The 15,242-nt window shown below is 27.3% G+C and carries 12 protein-coding genes, 6 tRNA genes, 1 pseudogene, 1 riboswitch and 1 other annotated feature; of the genes and pseudogenes, 4 read left to right on the top strand and 15 right to left on the bottom strand.

Features of this window, described 5'->3' with window-relative positions:
• Both Q1J60_RS08225 and Q1J60_RS08230 read right to left on the bottom strand, forming a co-directional pair.
• A pseudogene (locus tag Q1J60_RS08225) lies at positions 1 to 334 on the bottom strand (aldehyde dehydrogenase); the annotation flags it as partial.
• Positions 335 to 484: 150 nt separating this feature from the next.
• On the bottom strand, positions 485 to 1,195 hold the full coding sequence (locus Q1J60_RS08230) for a DUF3298 and DUF4163 domain-containing protein (RefSeq protein ID WP_300260695.1): 711 nt from the start codon (positions 1,193 to 1,195) through the stop codon (positions 485 to 487).
• A 108-nt stretch (positions 1,196 to 1,303) separates the two neighbouring features.
• Between Q1J60_RS08230 and Q1J60_RS08235 the strand changes: the two genes are divergently transcribed.
• Positions 1,304 to 2,245 carry an alpha/beta hydrolase gene (locus Q1J60_RS08235; RefSeq protein WP_300260697.1) on the top strand — a complete coding sequence of 314 codons (942 nt, stop codon included), beginning with the start codon at positions 1,304 to 1,306 and terminating at the stop codon, positions 2,243 to 2,245.
• A 259-nt stretch (positions 2,246 to 2,504) separates the two neighbouring features.
• Here Q1J60_RS08235 and rluF read toward each other — a convergent pair whose 3' ends face one another.
• From rluF to Q1J60_RS08250, 3 genes are all read right to left on the bottom strand, one after another.
• Positions 2,505 to 3,401, bottom strand: coding sequence for a 23S rRNA pseudouridine(2604) synthase RluF (gene rluF, locus Q1J60_RS08240; protein ID WP_300260700.1), 897 nt, complete (start codon positions 3,399 to 3,401; stop codon positions 2,505 to 2,507).
• Positions 3,402 to 3,422: 21 nt separating this feature from the next.
• A complete protein-coding gene (locus Q1J60_RS08245) occupies positions 3,423 to 4,436 on the bottom strand; it encodes an anti-sigma factor domain-containing protein (RefSeq protein ID WP_300260703.1) in 1,014 nt (337 codons plus the stop codon).
• A 61-nt stretch (positions 4,437 to 4,497) separates the two neighbouring features.
• Positions 4,498 to 5,163, bottom strand: a complete 666-nt coding sequence (locus Q1J60_RS08250) for a class D sortase (protein ID WP_300260706.1) — start codon at positions 5,161 to 5,163, stop codon at positions 4,498 to 4,500.
• A 340-nt stretch (positions 5,164 to 5,503) separates the two neighbouring features.
• Here Q1J60_RS08250 and ispF point away from each other — a divergent pair, with 340 nt between their 5' ends.
• Positions 5,504 to 5,974: a 2-C-methyl-D-erythritol 2,4-cyclodiphosphate synthase gene (ispF, locus tag Q1J60_RS08255; RefSeq protein WP_300260708.1), complete on the top strand. Its 471-nt coding sequence runs from the start codon at positions 5,504 to 5,506 to the stop codon at positions 5,972 to 5,974.
• Between the two features lie 179 nt (positions 5,975 to 6,153).
• On the opposite strand, the gene Q1J60_RS08260 is transcribed toward ispF, so the two are convergent.
• The 7 genes from Q1J60_RS08260 to Q1J60_RS08290 all read right to left on the bottom strand — a co-directional run bounded on the left by Q1J60_RS08260 (position 6,154) and on the right by Q1J60_RS08290 (position 10,004).
• Positions 6,154 to 7,467: a Na+/H+ antiporter NhaC family protein gene (locus Q1J60_RS08260; protein ID WP_300260711.1), complete on the bottom strand. Its 1,314-nt coding sequence runs from the start codon at positions 7,465 to 7,467 to the stop codon at positions 6,154 to 6,156.
• A gap of 99 nt (positions 7,468 to 7,566) precedes the next feature.
• A riboswitch (SAM riboswitch) is annotated at positions 7,567 to 7,730 on the bottom strand.
• A gap of 74 nt (positions 7,731 to 7,804) precedes the next feature.
• Complete coding sequence (locus tag Q1J60_RS08265) at positions 7,805 to 8,647, bottom strand: pyridoxamine kinase (RefSeq protein ID WP_300260714.1); 843 nt, start codon at positions 8,645 to 8,647, stop codon at positions 7,805 to 7,807.
• A gap of 134 nt (positions 8,648 to 8,781) precedes the next feature.
• Positions 8,782 to 8,857 (bottom strand) — tRNA-Lys (locus tag Q1J60_RS08270).
• 43 nt (positions 8,858 to 8,900) lie between these two features.
• Positions 8,901 to 8,974, bottom strand: a tRNA-Gly gene (locus Q1J60_RS08275).
• A 64-nt stretch (positions 8,975 to 9,038) separates the two neighbouring features.
• Positions 9,039 to 9,113: transfer RNA gene (locus Q1J60_RS08280), tRNA-Gln, on the bottom strand.
• 3 nt (positions 9,114 to 9,116) lie between these two features.
• A tRNA-Arg gene (locus Q1J60_RS08285) sits at positions 9,117 to 9,193 on the bottom strand.
• A 118-nt stretch (positions 9,194 to 9,311) separates the two neighbouring features.
• The gene (locus tag Q1J60_RS08290; RefSeq protein WP_300260717.1) at positions 9,312 to 10,004 is read right to left on the bottom strand and encodes a hypothetical protein; all 693 of its coding nucleotides are present in this window, start codon (positions 10,002 to 10,004) and stop codon (positions 9,312 to 9,314) included.
• A gap of 189 nt (positions 10,005 to 10,193) precedes the next feature.
• Between Q1J60_RS08290 and Q1J60_RS08295 the strand changes: the two genes are divergently transcribed.
• Positions 10,194 to 10,598: an HNH endonuclease signature motif containing protein gene (locus tag Q1J60_RS08295; protein ID WP_300260720.1), complete on the top strand. Its 405-nt coding sequence runs from the start codon at positions 10,194 to 10,196 to the stop codon at positions 10,596 to 10,598.
• Between the two features lie 582 nt (positions 10,599 to 11,180).
• Here Q1J60_RS08295 and Q1J60_RS08300 read toward each other — a convergent pair.
• Together Q1J60_RS08300 and Q1J60_RS08305 are read right to left on the bottom strand one after the other, a co-directional pair.
• A tRNA-Gly gene (locus tag Q1J60_RS08300) sits at positions 11,181 to 11,254 on the bottom strand.
• A gap of 4 nt (positions 11,255 to 11,258) precedes the next feature.
• Positions 11,259 to 11,342 (bottom strand) — tRNA-Leu (locus Q1J60_RS08305).
• A gap of 238 nt (positions 11,343 to 11,580) precedes the next feature.
• Positions 11,581 to 11,801 (top strand) — a binding site (T-box leader).
• An 81-nt stretch (positions 11,802 to 11,882) separates the two neighbouring features.
• On the opposite strand from Q1J60_RS08305, the gene thrS reads away from it, so the two are divergent.
• Entirely contained in the window at positions 11,883 to 13,814 is a 1,932-nt protein-coding gene (thrS, locus tag Q1J60_RS08310) for a threonine--tRNA ligase (RefSeq protein WP_300260723.1), read from the top strand.
• 358 nt (positions 13,815 to 14,172) lie between these two features.
• Here the strand turns inward: thrS and Q1J60_RS08315 are convergent, their stop codons facing one another.
• Entirely contained in the window at positions 14,173 to 14,973 is an 801-nt protein-coding gene (locus tag Q1J60_RS08315; protein ID WP_300260726.1) for a class C sortase, read from the bottom strand.
• Between the last annotated feature and the right edge of the window lie 269 nt (positions 14,974 to 15,242).

Genomic DNA, 15,242 nt, shown 5'->3' on the forward strand with positions numbered 1-15,242 from the left:
CTATTATTAAGACAACTCCATAAGGTTCTAACTGTATAAAACTTTTTGCTGGGAATTGTACTAATGGAGTTTTCACTCTTCTTTTTTTGCTCCATTTTTTTATGTTTTTAATGTGCATATTTATTTCGTCATATACCATTGCTACTTCTGTAACATACGATTCAAAATTAGATTTCATTAAGTCTTTTTTTAAAGCTTCAAAAACTTTCTCTTCTTCACTTTTTAAAACGTCTCTTAACTTTTTAAGTTTCTTTATTCTAAAATTTATATCCTTAGTTTCACCTGTACTAAAATATTCTCTCTGTTTATTTATTTTTTCTCTTAAGGTTTCCATAGAAATTTCACTCCCCCATCATTACAATTCCTTTTTAATTTATTATATCCCTATTTCATTTAATAATAAAATATACTCCTTTAAATTTAACCATAAAAAGCGTGCATCAAAATCTAATAATAAAATATACTTTGATACACGCCCTTAATATCAATTTTCTAATTTATAAATTAATCCGTTCTTTAATTCTCCATAAGGAATCTTAAATTCTCTAACTCCTGAAGAGTATGGAGCAATTTCATATTGTTCAAAATAAACTATAATTCCATCTCTATTTAGATAATAAGCTTGATTTTCATTAACACCCTTAAACAAGGCTCCATTATCAAAATAAAGCTCCTTTTCCTTTTCAATATCCTCTTTTACTTTCTTATCAATTATACTTTTATAGTCAAATCCTTCTTTAAACAAATCATTTATTTTAAGTATTTTTCCTGTTTTAAGATTATAATTATAACTTATTTTAGTTGTTAATCCATGAGCTCCACCAGTATATTGATAATATGTAACAGGTAAACTAATTATTTCCTCTGTATTAAAGGCTTCAAAAAGACTATATGCCTCCATTTTAGGCATTTCTTTTCCTGCCTTTTCATACTCTTTGCTATATTCTTCTCCTAATAACTTAATGTCATTTATCCAATTTAAAGTATAATCCTCTATAGTTTTATTTATTTTATCTGTAACCTCTTTTTCTCCACCTTCAATCGATGGATATTTTACTTTAATTTCATATTTGTCAGTATTCTCTTCTATAGATTTTTCTATAACTTCTATTTTATTTATTTCTCCTCCTAAAACTACAGTAGAAAAAATAACAAGTAATGACATAAGACATAAAAAAACTTTTTTAACTTTCATAAAATAAACCTCCATTTTATATTTGTCTAATTTTATTTTTCTCTTAAGTGATATAATTATGTATAATATATAAAGAAAGTTTATTAAAAGCTGATTGGAGTGATATAGATGACTTATATTATTATATTGATAATTATTGCTATTTTAGTTATTACCTTTTTTTTAGCAACAGGTCTATATATATTTAAATCTACAGCAACTAGAAAACTCTATGATATAGATAAAAGTTATGCTAGATATGTAGAAAATAATCTTTTTGATGAAGTTTTATATGATTCTGCTTCTAAGGAAGATATTACTTTAAAATCTTTAGATGATATTAATTTAACCTCAACACTTATAATGAATGAAAATCCTACAAATAAATTTATAATTTTGGTTCATGGAGTTTCTATTTGCTATGTTGGCTCTTTAAAATATTTTGATATATTCTATAAAAATGGATTTAATATTCTTATAGTGAATCAAAGAAGACATGGAAAAAGTGAAGGAAAATATTCCACATATGGTTTTTATGAAAAGTATGATTTAAACATGTGGATAGAATATTTAAAATCTAGATTTGGTAATGATATAATTTTAGGTCTTCATGGTGAATCAATGGGCGCAGGAACAGTTATGGAAACTATTCCTCTAAATGATTCAATAAAATTTGTTATTGAAGATTGTGGTTACTCTAACTTTTATGAGCTAATAGGATTTCAAATAACACATAAATATAAAAATAGGATTATTAGAAAAATTCTTCGTCCAAGCCTTATATTTGCAAACTTCTTTATGAAAACTAAAGCTAAATTTTCTATGAAAAAAGTAGTACCTATAGACATAGTAGCTTCAACCTCATTACCAATGATGTTTATTCATGGAAAAGAAGATTATTTCGTCCCATGGTATATGGCCGTAGATTTATATAACTCTAAAACTAAAGGATATAAAGAACTTTACTTAGTTGAAGGAGCTGAACATGCCAAAGCCTTAGAAGTTAATAAAATTCTATATGAAAAAAAGATAATGGCATTTATTGAAAAAGCATTATCTTTGTATAAATAAAGTAAAAGTTTAATTGATATATCAAGACATGTTTTAATAAAACTTACAATATGAAGAGAATATTTAGATGAGATTTAGAATTTAAATTATTACGTAGAAGATATTACATTAAAAAGCTGAGACTATTCGAAGCGAAGCAAGTTTCTAAGTTTTAGTAATATCTTTGGAGTAATAATTATAAATTCTTAGCAAAATCTAGGAATTCTAGGAATATGTTTGTAAGTTTTATCATTAACTTTTGATACTTATAACTTAAGTATTAAATTGAGGCCTCTTCAGTCTTTGAAGAGTTTTCTGTTAATCTATTTATTTCAGCTAATTCTTTTTTAGTTAAGTATCTCCAAGATCCAATCTTTAGATTTCCTAGACTAACATTCATTATTCTTATTCTCTCTAATTTTTTAACCTCATATCCAAAATACTCACACATTCTCCTTATCTGTCTATTTAATCCTTGAGTTAGTATTATTCTAAATGAGTTTTTACTTTCTTTCTTAACTAAGCATTTCTTAGTAACCGTTCCTAGTATAGGTACTCCATTACTCATTCCTTTTATAAACTCATTAGTTATAGACTTATTTACAGTAACAATATATTCTTTTTCATGATTATTTCCTGCTCTCAATATCTTGTTAACTATATCACCATCATTAGTCATAAATATTAACCCTTGAGAATCCTTATCCAGTCTTCCTATTGGAAAAATTCTTTTTTCATGATTTATAAAGTCAACTATATTTCCTTTTATCTTACTCTCAGTAGTACAAGTTATTCCAACAGGCTTATTTAAAGCTATATAAACTAACTCATTTTCAACTTTTAGAGGTTTTCCATCAATATATACACTTTGCCCCTTTGAAACCTTCATACCAGTTGTAGCCTTTGCACCATCTATCTTAACTCTTCCTTGTTCTATAAGTTTATCAGCCTCTCTCCTTGAGCAAAATCCTGTTTCACTTATATATTTATTTAATCTAACTTCATCTCTTATTTCATTTTTATTTGATACTATAATATTATTTTTTATTGAAGATTTTTTAGCTAATTTTTGTTTATTATTTTTAGTGTTTTTATTTAAATTTTTATCTTCATTTCTAAATTTTTTATTAGATAAATTCTTATCTCTTCTCTTGTTATTTTTTGATGCTTTTTTCACTATAAATAATCCTTTCTTTACTTAATTTTTCTTCTCATATCCTGAATTATTTATTTTTATTCTAAAATTATTCTTTGAATTATCATCTTTATTTACACTCTCAACATACTCTGTAACTTTATTTAAATTTACAGTATCAACCATTTTACCAGTTATATAAACATCTACAACTCTATTAGGCGGAAGCATACCTTCTTGTTCGAATCCTTTTAAAATTGATATCATACCATCTTCAAATTTCTTGTTTTCTAATTTTAGCTCTGTTATTAATATTGTTCCCTTCTCCGTTGGAGAATAAGTATAAACTATTCTATCAAATCTATTTAATCCAATTTTAACCTTTGATGTCCCTTGAATTAATATAGTAGTTTCTTGTTTTTTATAAAGAAAAGTAAAACTTCCTATAAGAATAAATGCAATTAAAGCAGCACTAATTATTAACTTTCTATAATGTCTTAAAGTTTTTTTCTCTTTTCCTGATAATTCTTCTCCGACCTTATTTTCACACCTTGTTTTTATTCTAATAAATTGTCCTTCTTTAGTTAATATTATAGTACTCTTTTTCCCCTCTAACATAACTAACCCTTTATGGACAATTTCTTCCCCATTTGTACCTTTTATAACTGCTAAGTTTTCTAAATCCTTAAAATTTATATTTAAATACATAGCTAAATTTGTGTAATCTGCATTATATAATAAAATTAAATAAGCTATTAAATAATTTGACCAACTTATAATCTTTTCATTACTAAAGCCTGTTTTTTTAGCTATAACCTTTGTTTTTAATTCTCTTCTATTTATTATCTTTCTTAATAATACCTCTTCATTAACTAAAAAATAGGCTATGTTAAGAATTAAATTTCTTTCCTCAAGATTAAATTCTTCACTTGAAAGACTCTTTAAATCAACTTTAAATTTCCTAAGCTCTTTTATGAAAGTATTTATTTCTTTTTTCAATATGTTTTTATCTAAAGTTTTCTTTATATTTCTAGTAGAAAACATATATTTATCTTTTCTAAAAGTTACCTCACTCACTCAAGCTATCCTCCTTTATGTATATTTTATAAAAAATAAGACTAAGGTAAAAAACCCAGTCTTATTCCACCAACTTTCCTTTTACTATAACTCTATTTTTAGCGTCAGTTGTGCATGTAACTATAGTTATAGTAGCATCTTTTGTTGGGTTTAAAGCCTCAGTTTCATTTGGAGTAACCTCATACATATCAGTTATTTCATAAGTGTACTCTTTTCCATTGTAAGTAACTTTAACTTTATCTCCTTTTTCAAGCTGATTAATATCTTTAAACGCTTGTCCAAAATATGATATTCTATGTCCTGCTATGGCAAAGTTACCTTTTTCTCCTGGCATTGGTGAACCTGGGAAGTGCCCTACTACATACTTTATATCTTCATATCTAACGCCTTCTATTATACCTATTTCTAAGTTTATCTTTGGAATATTTAAAATACCAATTCCTTTTCCCTCTTCAAGTTGTGCTTTTTCTGGTTTTTTGTCTTTTTCACCTTCACCCTTATCAGCTTTATTATTTTCATCACTATCGTCTTTAACATTTTCTTCTTTTAATATTTCATTATCTTTATTTTCACCCTCTGGAACATCAAACTGTAAATTTTTAAAACTATCTAAAACAGCTTGCTGCTGTCTGTAAGTATCATATTTCATCCAAATGGTTACTCCAATAAGTGATACTCCTGCCACTATTAAAAGAATGCCTAGCACATTTCTAAATTTTCCCCACACTTCTCAATTCTCCCTTTCTATTTAAATTCCCTTTTTCCTAAAATTTCTAACGATATTAATATAAAATAAATTTATTAGAAACTATTCTCTTTAATTAAATCTCAATTTATTATACCATAGGCCCTATGATATCTATATAAATTTTTATATTATAAATATATCTTTTACATAATTAAAACATATAAATATTCTAATTTTATATAGCTCTATTTTTGTTACAATTAAGTTTAATTTTCTTTAATAGCTATTGATACTTTTATAACATAATAGAATTATATATAATGAAATCATAAAAACAAATTTTTATTTAGAATATAAATAAATTTAAGAGGTGATAAGTATGAGAATAGGAATGGGATATGATGTTCATAAATTAGTTGAAAATAGAGACTTAATATTAGGCGGAGTAAAAATTCCTTATGAAAAAGGACTTTTAGGCCATTCAGATGCTGATGTATTATTGCATGCAATAATGGATTCACTTCTAGGTGCAGCAGCCTTAGGAGATATAGGAAAACATTTTCCAGACACAGATCCTAAATATAAAGGTGCTGATAGCATAAAGCTTCTAGAATTTGTAGGTGAACTTTTAAACAAAAATAATTATAAAATATCAAATATAGATGCAACTATAATAGCTCAAAGCCCCAAAATGGCTCCTCATATAAAAGCCATGAGAGAAAATATAGCTAAAGCATTAAATATAAACTTAGATCAAATAAATGTTAAAGCAACTACTGAAGAAGGTCTTGGCTTCACTGGTTCAGGTAAAGGAATTTCATCTCAAAGTATTTGCCTTTTAATAAAATAAAAAATAGACCTATATAAACTTAATAATAAAACTTACAAAAATATTCTTAGAATTAATAACTATAATCTTAATAATGTTTGTAAGTTTTATTTTATATTGGTCTATTTTTTACTTTATAAAAAATCTTATTAATACCGTTTATATAATTACCCTTTTAATGCTTATTGCTTTTTAATATTTTATTTAGCTGCTATAGCATTTAACTCCCCACTTTTTTTAGCACTTTCTTTCTTTTGGAAAAATGCTATGAATGCTATTGCACTTATTCCCATTAAATATGGATAGAATAAAAATTTCATTATCTCAAATGAACTTAACCCAGTTAAAGCTGCCGCTGACATCAATTGTGCTCCATAAGGAATTATTCCCTGAACTGCACAAGAAAACATATCTAATATTCCTGCAATTCTTTTTGAATCCAAGTTATATTCATCTGAAATATCCTTTGCCAAAGGTCCAACTGTAACTATAGCAATAGTATTATTTGCAGTACACAAATCAACTAAACTTACTAATAATCCAATACCAAATTCAGCCCCTTTTTTTCCATTGATTCTCTTAGTAACTAAGTTTAACACATAGTCTATACCACCATTTTCTTTTATTATTTCAACAATTCCCCCAATTATTATTGAAATTAATATAAGTTCACTCATTCCAGCTATACCAGTTGATATTGAGTTAAAGAAAGCCTTTAAATTTAGAGAGCCAGTGAAGAATCCAATTGCTCCAGCTAATACTATTCCACCTGATAATATAGCAATCACATTAGCTCCCATTAATGCAGCTATTAAAATACCTAAGTAAGGAATAATCTTAATAAAATTATAATCATATTGACCTATTGATGTATCAGCACCACTTCCTAAAAATGTATATATTACAATAACTAAGATAGCAGCTGGTAATATAACTTTAAAGTTTACTTTAAACTTATCCTTCATTTCACATCCTTGAGTCTTTGTTGCTGCTATTGTTGTGTCAGAAATCATTGATAGATTGTCTCCAAACATAGCTCCACCTACTACTGCCCCAACTATAAGTGGTAATGCTATATTAGTTTTATCTGCAATTCCCATTGCTATTGGTACTATAGCCGCTATTGTTCCCATTGATGTTCCTAATGATATAGCTATAAATGATGATATTACAAATATTCCTGCTACTAATATATTTTTAGGTAATATTGTTAAACCTAAATTTACTGTAGATTCCACAGCCCCCATATTCTTAGCAACCTCTGCAAAAGCACCAGCTAATATAAATATTAAACACATCAAAATTATATTGCTATTACCAGCCCCTTTACAAAATATCTCTATATTCTTTTCAAGTCCTCTTTTTCTATTCATAAATATTCCAACTAGAGCTGCAATTATTCCTGGAACCAAAACAGATATAGAGTAGAAATCTTTCATAACTAATGAAGTTCCCAAGTAAATCGATACAAAAATTATTAATGGTAATAACGCTGAAAACTTTCCTTTTTTCATTTTCTCTCCTCCTAATCTATTTAATAAATCTATCTTTTATCCTACAAAATAAAAAAACTCCTATCCTAGGATAGAAGTTATTATTCTTACAGATGCTATTTCTTATCTCTCAGTTTCTACCGCAGGATTTAGCACCGCTATAAATCTTCGCATAAGAAACTATTACTGATTTTTAAATTCTAAAATCAATATTGTTTTAACCGCAAAGAATTACCGGTTGCTGGGTTTCATAGGGCCAGTCCCTCCACCTCTCTTGATAAGATTTATTAAATTTTGTTTTTTTAAATATTATCATTCTAAAATTGTTTTGTCAATTTATTTTTATGACTTTAATAATTTATTTACTTGTTAATTTATATAACAAACTCTCAAGTAATATTCCTTCATTTGGAGGATAGTCAAACTTTTCGCTATATTCTATAGCTTCTGCAATAAAATCACATGACTTTTCCAACGCTTTTTCATTGCTTTCACCTCTTAATATCCATCCTATCAGCAACGAAGCAAAAGCATCACCTGTTCCACAATAAAAAGCATTTATTCTTTTATGAGAATAGGTGTAAAACATTTTTTCTTCTCTATCATATAGCACAGTATCAATATATTCATTTCCCATTGAACTTGATACACTCGTTATTATACTTATTTTAGGACCTAAATTCCCTAACCCTATTAAATATTCTCTTATCTCAACTTCACTTAAACCTTCTTTATATTCTTTACCTAAAAGTAAAGAAGCTTCTGTAATATTTGGAGTTATTATATCTGCACTTTTTATTAAAGTTCTCATTTCTTCAATCATTTTCTCACTCATGCCATCATAAAGTTTGCCATTATCAGCCATAACAGGATCTATAACTACCAAAGTATCCTCATCTTTAAACTCTTCTATAAATTTTTCAACAAATTTAACTTGATTAGGATCAGCTAAATATCCACTATATATGCATTTAAAATTCAAGTTAAGTCTTTTCCAATGATCTTTAGTTTCGTATATAAAATCACTTAAATCTCTCATTGCCGGTTTTCCAAATCCATCTGTATGTGTTGACAATACCGCTGTTGGAAGTGGGCACACTTGATTTCCCATTGAAGATAATATAGGTATTATAGTTGCTAATGCTGCTCTACCATAGCATGAAATATCATGAATAGCAGCAATTTTATTTATAGGTTTCATTTCTATCTCCCTTCAAAAATCTGCTCTTAAATAAAATTCTTATTACCTAGTATTATATTAACTAAAATTTCTTATATCAAATGTATCGATATTTTTACATAAAATAAAAAAAGCATCGCTTATAAAACGATGCTTGGTGCACCATCAGGGATTCGAACCCTGGACTCCCTGATTAAGAGTCAGGTGCTCTACCAACTGAGCTAATGGTGCATATTGTAATTTTTTAAATAAATTTACAATAAAACCTAAAAAATGGAGCGGGTACCGGGAATCGAACCCGGGTATCCAGCTTGGAAGGCTGGTGTTCTACCATTGAACTACACCCGCTTAGTATATTTATATGATAACATACTATTAATATGTTGTCAAGTTTTTTAACCAAATTAAAAACTGGCTGGGATAGCAGGATTCGAACCTGCGAATGACGGAGTCAAAGTCCGTTGCCTTACCGCTTGGCGATATCCCAGTATGGTGTACCTTAAGGGATTCGAACCCCTGACCCACGGCTTAGAAGGCCGTTGCTCTATCCAGCTGAGCTAAAGATACAAACTTGAATCAACAAAAAATATTATACATAGTCATTTTAAAAATGTCAATATTTTTTAATTTATATTTTTATTAATACTAAGCGATTTTAATTTTAAAATATCAAAAAATTTTAATTTTATACAATATCTTCTAAGTGCTTAAATAAAATTGTTTTAAATTTTTCCTCAGCTTCTTTATTTTTATCAGCATTTTCACAAACTTTAAACCATTCTTCTTTAGTCATTCCTATGGCTTTTTCATAACAATCTTCACAATCTGTTTGTAAGTTAGTTTCTACTACAAAATTCCCTAATTCTTCAGCATTATTAAAAGCTTTTAAATATAAAAATTCATCATCATTTCCAAGCCAATTATTATTAAATCTACTACAGAATATTTTTAATTTTCTCATTCCATTTTCAGCACTTAATCCTTTTAACTTTCTTAATGCTAAAATATCATTCTTCATTTTTTGTTTTTCTTCTTCTGTTGATTTTCTATTTATCATAGAAATTATTTTTTCTACATCAATTGATGGTATATGTGTTATTAGTTTATTTTTTCCTTCAACCCATTTATAATATGCTTCTGGCATAAATACATACTCTATAAATTCTATTAAACGACTAAAGTTAGGAACCATTACCCAGACATTTTGAAAGCCAACTTTTCTGTTAAAGATTACATAATGTAAGTATTTAGTATCTTCTGTTATAGGTTCATCTTTGAACATTCTTCCTTTTAGAGTTTGATTCTTTACTATTAATTCATCCCAAAACTTTTCGGGATTTTCTTCTCTTTTTAGTCTTTGACGAAATAAGTTACGCATCGCAAACTCCCCTTATATCCTTTATATTTTAATTATATTGCCAAATATTTTTAACATCAAAGTGTAAAAAATCCTAAATTCCTTTATATACACTCATCTCCATCTAAAAACCTTACTTATATTGATTAAACTATTTTTTTATGCTATTTTATTACTATAAATGGGTATTATAAAGTTAAGGAGGATTATATGTCTTATTATTGTGAAATTTGTGGTGATTATGCAGATGTTCATCACATAGTTCATAAATCAGAAGGCGGTTTAGATTTTAAACTTAATTATAAATATTTATGCAAAAAACATCATAGGTCTAAAATAGGCCCTCATAGAGACAAAGTTATAGATTTAAATTATAAACTTGATATGCAAAATAACCTAAGAAAAATCTTTAGAAAAAGCTTTTATACTGGTAATGAGATAAAAATTATGCTAGATCTTACACCTGGTTCTTTAAAAAAATTAACTAAGAACTTAAAACTTTATAAAGAAGGATATTGTAGTAATGAAATAATATTTAGTCTTATGGGAAGAAAAGTTTATTCAGAGGAATATGTAGAAGATTTTATATTGCAAAAAGCAATAAATTGCATATAAAAAAGCTGTATCAAGGCTAATTAAGTTTTGATACAGCTTTATTTTTTATTAATTATAATATTCATCATAAAATAAAGCTATTCTTTTGCCTTTAATATGATTTCCTTTTCCTACTACTATCAATAATTCTTGAGTTCATTCTTGACCTTTACTTAATATCTCCCAATACTAATAATTATCTATAAAAAATATTGCTTCTTCCTAAGAAACTTCTCTTATAGCTTTTATATATTCCTCTAACTTAGTTTATAATCCAAATTTACTCTTACTAAAAATAATATTTCTTAAAAACTTAATTCCTATAAACTACTTACATATTTTGCAGATTACTATTTAATTAATTATATCCCTTTATATATTTATTACTAGAAAAATATTAATATGCTAAAAAATTATATTTACTAAACAAACTATATATTTAATTTTTATAAAAATAAAAAAGCATCAATCACGAATCAATGCTTAGTACACCATAAGTGATTTGAACCCGATACTCACTGATTAAGAATCAAGTACTCTACCAACCAACTCAATGGTGTATATTGTATTTTCTTTAATAATTTTACAGCAAACTAAAAAAAATGGAGCGGGTACCGGGAATCGAACCCGGGTATCCAGCTTGGAAGGCTGGTGTTCTACCATTGAACTACACCCGCTTAGTGGTGCAGGTGAAGGGAGTCGAACCCCCACGCCGTAGGCGCTAGATCCTAAGTCTAGTGCGTCTGCCAATTCCGCCACACCTGCAAAACTATGTTTTTATTATAATATTTTTCAAATTCTATTTCAAGATTTTTTTACAAATTACTTTTTAAAAATTTTAATTAAATTAATATCTTTTTTTGAATTAAATTTATAATATTCAGAACCTATTTCCACCTAAATACTTATAAAATCTTATCTTATAACTTAGAATTTATTTTTATTTTATCCATTGACATACAAAAACAATAAACTTATAATCTAAAGTAAATATTATAAATTTATTAACACAATGAAGAGACGAGTAAACTTTGGTACATTTTCAGAGAGAAAGTACAGTAGCTGCAAGTACTTTTAAATGGAATTAGTTGAAGACTACCTCTGAGTGACTCTAATCCAGTCCGTCATAATCACGTTACGATTAAATTTAAGTGGTACTTTATTTTTAGATTATTAAAGTACAATTTGGGTGGAACCACGGGAATATACACTCTCGTCCCTTTTCTATATTTAGAATAGGGATGAGAGTTTTTATTTTATATGAATGAAAATTAAAAGAAATTTATTTTGAAAGGAGAAATTAACATGATAAAAATTACACTTAAAGATGGTTCAATAAAAGAAGTTGAAGCTGGACTATCAATTTTTGAAATAGCTCAAAGCATAAGCCAAGGACTAGCTAGAAATGCTTGTTGTGGTATATTAAATGGAAAAGTTGAGGACTTAAGATTTATAGTTAATGAAGATTCTTCATTAGAAATCTGTACTTTCGATTCTAAAGAAGGTCAACATGCTTTTGACCATACTGCTTCTCATGTATTAGCAGCTGCAGTTAAAAGATTATTTCCTCAAGATAAATTAGCTATAGGACCATCAATAGATAATGGTTTCTATTATGATTTTGATACTGAAAAACCATTCTCTGCTGAACAATTAAATAAATTAGAAGAAGAGATGAAAAAAATAATAAAAGAAAATCCTGAAATAAAAAGATTTGAACTTCCTAGAAAGGAAGCTCTAGACCTTATGAAAGATGAACCTTACAAAGTTGAACTTATAAATGACCTTCCAGAAGATGAAGTAATTTCATTCTACCAAATAGGTGATTTTGTAGACCTTTGTGCAGGACCTCATTTAATGGCTATTAAACCAATAAAGGCAGTTAAATTATTAAGATCTACTGGTGCTTACTGGAAAGGTGACGAAAAAAACAAAATGCTTTCAAGAGTATATGGAACTGCTTTCCCTAAGAAATCAGAATTAGATGCTTATTTAGAAGCTTTAGAAGAAGCTAAGAAAAGAGATCATAATAAATTAGGTAGAGAGCTTGGAATCTTTACTACTGATGAAAATGTAGGTCAAGGACTTCCACTATTAATGCCAAAAGGAGCTAGAATAATCCAAACTCTTCAAAGATGGATAGAAGATGAAGAGCAAAGAAGAGGATATGTTTTAACTAAAACTCCTTTAATGGCTAAGAGTGACCTTTACAAAATTTCAGGACACTGGGATCACTATAAAGATGGTATGTTCGTTTTAGGTGATGAGGAAAATGATAGTGAAGTATTTGCTTTAAGACCAATGACTTGCCCATTCCAATACGCAATATATAACTCAACTCAACACAGTTATAGAGACTTACCAGTAAGATTTGCTGAAACTTCTACTCTATTTAGAAATGAATCTTCAGGAGAAATGCATGGTCTTATAAGAGTAAGACAATTTACTCTTGCTGATGGGCACATAGTATGTACTCCAGAACAATTAGAAGATGAATTCAAAAATACTGTTGACTTAGTTAAATATGTTATGGAAACTTTAGGAATAGCTAATGATATTACTTACAGATTCTCAAAATGGGATCCAAATAATACTGAGAAATACATCAATGATCCTGAAGCTTGGGAAAACACTCAAAATATAATGAGAGAAATATTAAATCATTTAAATATAGACTTTACTGAAGCTGATGATGAAGCTGCTTTCTATGGTCCAAAACTTGATATCCAATTTAAGAATGTTCATGGTAAAGAAGATACAATCATAACTATCCAAATAGACTTCGCTTTAGCTGAAAGATTTGGAATGTACTACATCGATAAAGATGGAGAAAAGAAACGTCCTTACATCATTCACAGAAGTTCAATTGGATGTTATGAAAGAACACTAGCAATGCTTATAGAAAAATATGCAGGTGCCCTTCCAACTTGGATAGCTCCAGTTCAAGCTAAAGTTCTTCCTTTATCAGATAAATATGCTGATTATGCAAATGAAGTTGTTGAAGAATTAAGAAGAAGAGGAGTTAAAGTTGAAGCTGACCACAGAGCTGAAAAAATAGGTTACAAAATAAGAGAAGCTAGATTAGAAAGAGTTCCTTATATCTTAGTTGTTGGAGAAAAAGAAGCTGAAAATAAAGAAGTTTCTGTAAGAAGCAGAAAGAACGGTGAAGAAGGTGCTATGCCTTTAGCTGACTTCATAAATAGAATAGTTCTTGAAATAGCTAATAAAGAAAACTAAGAATCTATAAAGCCTTAGTAACTAAAAAATATATATTTCAATAATTATAATATTTCAATAAGACTTATAGCAATCATTTCAATTAATTCAATTATGATTTGGTTTATGCTAATATCTTAAACAAGAAAATTCTAACTTATTTAGGCTGCATTCAAAGCTTTAAACTCTATTTCATTAGGAGTATTATAAGCAAGAGATGAATGCAGTCTTTTATTATAAAAACTTTCTATATATTCAAAGATTGCTTTTTAGAATCTTAATAATTTTAATATTTATTTATATAATTTTCTTCTTTCTTTAAAAAAGTATGAAACGCCTTTCTAAGTATTATCTATTTTAGTTCAATTTCATTTTACAATTAAGCTTTTTTTATTTTTCTTAATATAAGTATAATTACTAATACAATAAATATAATTAACACTGAACTTATAATAATTAACTCTTTATTTATGCATCTCGTTTCAACATTGTAATTAACATTACTATCTATTTGTTTAGAATTATTATTTTCTAAAAACACTCGTTCTCCTCTAACTAATAATCTTTCTGTATTAATTCCATAAGGATAACATGTCAAAAGAGTTACATAATCTTTATTCGGATAAACTTTTATTTTACTTGTATCATTTGGTTTCACTATACTAATATCATCTACCTTATAAGTTAAATTCATATCAAATATATCTATATAAAACAAATCTCCTTTCTTTAATTGATCAATATCGGTAAATAATTTTTGTGTTACTAACCCTGTATGAGCTGATAATACTGAATGAGTATTTTCACCTCCAATTGGTATAGAAGTTCCTTCTATAACTCCAACTCCTTTTTTCAATATCTCCTTGCTAGTTCCTTCATAAATTGGTAATTTAATATTTATTTTAGGAATATCAATATATCCAAACATATATCCACTTTCAAATTTATCCTTAGGTTTTATGTCTTTAGCTATGTCCATATTATAAATACGTGCTTTTTCAACTAACTTATTTAATTTGTTTTCTGATATTTTTTCAATAGTATCTTCATATTCTGAAATAGTATTAACTGCATATTTATTATTTATATAATTAGCTATGCTAGGATAAAGTAAAACTCCAATAGCTATTAATGCTATTACTATCAATAATATTAGATATATTCTTTTTAAAATTTTCATATTAATTAATTTTAGGTAATGTTCTACCTTATTATTCTCCTTTACAATTATGTAAAAAAACTTCTTTTATAAGTATTCAAACAAATAAAAGAAGTTTTTTATTTAATTAATCATAAAATTTATTCTGTCATTTTTTTATTTAAGCTCTTTTTTTCTTATCTAATGCAACATATCCTAAACCTAAAACAAAAACTACTCCTAGTAGAGCTAATCCTATTTTAATAAATCTAGCTGTTCCAGGTCCACCTGTGCTAGGAAGTGAAATTCCT

Origin of the sequence: Clostridium sp., assembly GCF_029258205.1 — a bacterium.
In the GTDB taxonomy this organism is placed as follows: domain Bacteria; phylum Bacillota; class Clostridia; order Clostridiales; family Clostridiaceae; genus Sarcina.